The sequence below is a fragment of the Phenylobacterium sp. genome (assembly GCF_031984885.1).
Taxonomy (GTDB): Bacteria; Pseudomonadota; Alphaproteobacteria; order Caulobacterales; family Caulobacteraceae; genus Phenylobacterium.
Window position 1 is genome coordinate 1 of record NZ_DAMABV010000031.1, and the last position, 2500, is coordinate 2500.

2 protein-coding genes are annotated in these 2500 nt (G+C 68.7%); both read right to left on the reverse strand.

All coding sequences use genetic code 11. The features are described from left to right. Positions 1–57: 57 nt before the first annotated feature. Positions 58–459 carry a MerR family transcriptional regulator gene (locus RTL41_RS20825; RefSeq protein ID WP_312167350.1) on the reverse strand — a complete coding sequence of 134 codons (402 nt, stop codon included), beginning with the start codon at positions 457–459 and terminating at the stop codon, positions 58–60. After that, positions 459–2435 carry an acetyl/propionyl/methylcrotonyl-CoA carboxylase subunit alpha gene (locus RTL41_RS20830; RefSeq protein ID WP_312167351.1) on the reverse strand — a complete coding sequence of 659 codons (1977 nt, stop codon included), beginning with the start codon at positions 2433–2435 and terminating at the stop codon, positions 459–461. Before RTL41_RS20830 ends, RTL41_RS20825 begins: the two co-directional genes overlap by 1 nt. Positions 2436–2500 lie beyond the last annotated feature (65 nt).

Consider the following 2500-nt stretch of genomic DNA (forward strand, 5'->3'; position numbering starts at 1 on the left):
GCTCGAACAGTCCCTCCACCTCCGACAGCGTCCAGTCGTGACGCGGCTCTGCGGGGATCATGCGCGCAGCTCCACGGGCCAGGGCGTCGCCTGGCGGTGGACGAGCAGGGCGCTCAAGGCCGCCTCGGCTTCGCGGCGTTCCTGTTCCAGCACCTTGAGGCGCTCGGCCAGGCGCGAGACCGCATAGTCGATATGGGCGCTGTGGTCGCCGCCGGCGTCCTGGCGGCGCAGGATGCTGGCGATGTCGTCGAGCGACAGGCCGGCCCGGCGGAACTCGGCGATGGCGCTCAGCCGCGAGAGGGCGTCCTGGTCGTAGCGGCGGCGGTTGAGGTGGTCGCGCTGGGCGCGGACCAGGCCCAGCTCCTCATAGTAGCGGATGGCGCGGGCCGTCAGGTCGAGACGTCGCATGACCTCGCCGAGGGCGAGATGGTCGGCGTCGCTGGGGGATTTCATCTGCATCACGCGAACTCCACGAGCACTTCGTCGGCGGCGACGGAGTCGCCGGCCTTGGGACCGACGGTTTTGACGACGCCCTCGCGTTCGGCCCGGATGATGTTCTGCATCTTCATGGCTTCGACGATGGCGACGGCCTGGCCGGCCTGGACGGATTGGCCGGGTTCGACGTCAAGGCTGACGACGAGGCCCGGCATCGGCGAGAGGATCAGCTTGGAGGTGTCGGCCGCCTGCTTGGGCGGCAGCTTCTGGTGCAGCTCGGCCGACCGGGGGGTGAGCACCAGCACGCGCTCGCTGGCGGCGCGGTGGCGGATCTGGAAGCCCTCGGCCGCCGGCTTGACGCTGGCCGTGAACGGAACGCCGTTCAGCTTGGCCTTGAACAGCGGCTGGCCGGGACGCCAGTCGATCTCGGTCAGGTTCAGCGTGCGGCCGTCCTCGAAGGCGACGGCGACCGCGCCGGCGCCGTTGGTCACGCGGATGTTGCGCTGGTCATGGCCGGCGATCACCACCCACTCGTCGCGCAGCAACTGCGGGGCCGATCGAGCGGTCAGGCGGCGGTGCATGGCGCAGGCCGTGGCGGCCATCAGGTCGCGCTGCAGCGGGGTCGGCTCGGTCCCGTGGAAGCCGTCGGGGAACTCGTCGTTGATGTAGTTGGTCGAGAGCTTGCCGGAGACGAAGCGCTCCTGGTCCATCACCGCGGCCAGGAACGGGATGTTCTGGCCCAGGCCCTCGATGTGGAAGTCCTCGAGCGCGCGGCCCATGGCGGCGATGGCGCTGGCGCGGTCCGGTCCCCAGGTCGAGAGCTTGGAGATCATCGGATCGTAGAACATCGAGATCTCGTCGCCCTCGCGCACGCCCGCGTCATTGCGGACCTTGGCGGCGCCGGCGTCGCCCTCGTGCGGCGGGGCGTAGCGGACCAGGCGCCCGATCGAGGGCAGGAAGCCGCGATAGGGGTCCTCGGCATAGATGCGGCTCTCGATCGCCCAGCCGTTGATCGAGAGGTCGGACTGCTGGAAGGCCAGCTTCTCGCCGTAGGCGACGCGGATCATCTGCTCGACCAGGTCGACGCCGGTGATCAGCTCGGTGACCGGGTGCTCGACCTGCAGGCGGGTGTTCATCTCCAGGAAGTAGAAGCTCTTGTCCTGGCCGGCGACGAACTCGACGGTGCCGGCGCTGTCATAGGCGACCGCCTGGGCCAGGGCGACGGCCTGGGCGCCCATGGCCGCGCGGGTGGCCTCGTCGAGCAGCGGGGAGGGGGCCTCCTCGATGACCTTCTGGTTGCGGCGCTGGATCGAGCATTCGCGCTCGAACAGGTGGACGACATTGCCGTGCTTGTCGCCCAGCACCTGGATCTCGATGTGGCGCGGGCTCTCGATGAACTTCTCGATGAAGATGCGGTCGTCGCCGAAGCTGGCCTTGGCCTCGGCGCGGACGGCCGGGAAGCCTTCCTCGACGTCCTTGGCGTTCCAGGCGACGCGGATGCCCTTGCCGCCGCCGCCGGCGCTGGCCTTGATCATCACCGGATAGCCGACGTCGGCGGCGATCTTGAGGGCGTGGGCGACGTCGTCGATCTCGCCGACATGGCCGGGCACGGTCGAGACGCCGGCCTTGGCCGCGAACTTCTTGCTCTCGATCTTGTCGCCCATGGCCTCGATGGCCTTGGGGTTGGGGCCGATGAACACGATGCCCTCGTCGGCCAGGCGCTGGGCGAAGCCGGCGTTCTCCGACAGGAACCCGAAGCCGGGATGCACCGCCTGGGCGCCGGTCGCCCCGCAGGCCGCCACGATCTTGTCGGCGACCAGATAGCTCTCGGCCGCCGGAGCTCCGCCGATGAACACGCTCTCGTCGGCCATCTCCACGGCCATCGAGTCGGCGTCGGCCTCCGAATAGACGACGACCGTGGCGATACCCATGCGCCGGCAGGTCTTGATGATGCGAACCGCGATCTCGCCGCGGTTGGCGATCAGGATTTTCGAGAACATTAAGCGCGACCTACAGCGGGATGTTGTCGTGTTTTTTCCAGGGATTGGAGAGTTGTTTTCCCTGG